General features: G+C 52.2%; 2 protein-coding genes. Both read left to right on the top strand.

Annotated elements, in window-relative coordinates; genetic code table 11:
• Window positions 1-46 precede the first annotated feature (46 nt).
• Window positions 47-418 carry a hypothetical protein gene (locus VJI93_RS08400; protein WP_324009260.1) on the top strand — a complete coding sequence of 124 codons (372 nt, stop codon included), beginning with the start codon at window positions 47-49 and terminating at the stop codon, window positions 416-418.
• Window positions 412-597 (top strand): hypothetical protein, encoded by a 186-nt coding sequence (locus VJI93_RS08395; protein WP_324001699.1) that lies wholly within the window; start codon window positions 412-414, stop codon window positions 595-597. Before VJI93_RS08400 ends, VJI93_RS08395 begins: the two co-directional genes overlap by 7 nt.
• The last annotated feature ends 4 nt before the right edge of the window (window positions 598-601 follow it).

The raw sequence follows: 601 nt of genomic DNA, 5'->3' as shown, positions 1-601 counted from the left end.
GGCTGAAGGTAATGTGTTCTGAAAAGGCATATAAGCAGGAAAGGTCTTGCAAGTGAAGACAAATAATCATAAAATGGGGCCATCTAGGCTCAACCACGGCAATCAGCAGTGTGAGTATTGCCAGGCAACAGACCTGGAAATCAAGTTTGCATTGGGGCCTGATTGCCCGAATGCGCCCAAGATCGAGCTTTGGAAGCTGCAGCGCCCGCTGATGAGCCTGGGGTCGATGAACAACGTGCTCATCTACAACGAGGGACGCAAAGCGCAAGGCGAAGTCATGTTCAACGACGAGGCTATCGCCAGGTTCTTCAGACCGAATGAGTACAAGATATTCGTCAGGGGATGGGTTGCAGCTAATGGCCAGGTGCATGTCGATCCCAAAGACAAGGTGCCAGAAGAGGAGTGGCCGGCATGGTAAAGAAAGCCAAGACGTTCCGAGAAGAGGCCGAGCAGCTGCTCTGGGATGTAGTTTGTCGCGGAGGAGGGAACAGCGAAACCATCCGCAAGGATGCTGAGCGGTTCCAAAGACTGCACGCCAAGCACATGAAGAAGTTCCAGGCTAAGATGCAGACAGTCATTGCGACTGAGAAGGACTGAAGAT

The sequence above is a fragment of the Parvimonas sp. M20 genome, assembly GCF_035282425.1.
Lineage (GTDB): Bacteria > Bacillota > Clostridia > Tissierellales > Peptoniphilaceae > Parvimonas.
The sequence above is the reverse complement of the archived record's forward strand: the minus strand, read 5'-3'. Positions and strand labels throughout refer to the sequence as shown.

Coding starts and splice junctions, on each gene's coding strand:
- VJI93_RS08395 (WP_324001699.1), top strand. CDS start 412: ATGGTAAAGAAAGCCAAGACGTTCCGAGAAGAGGCCGAGCAGCTGCTC.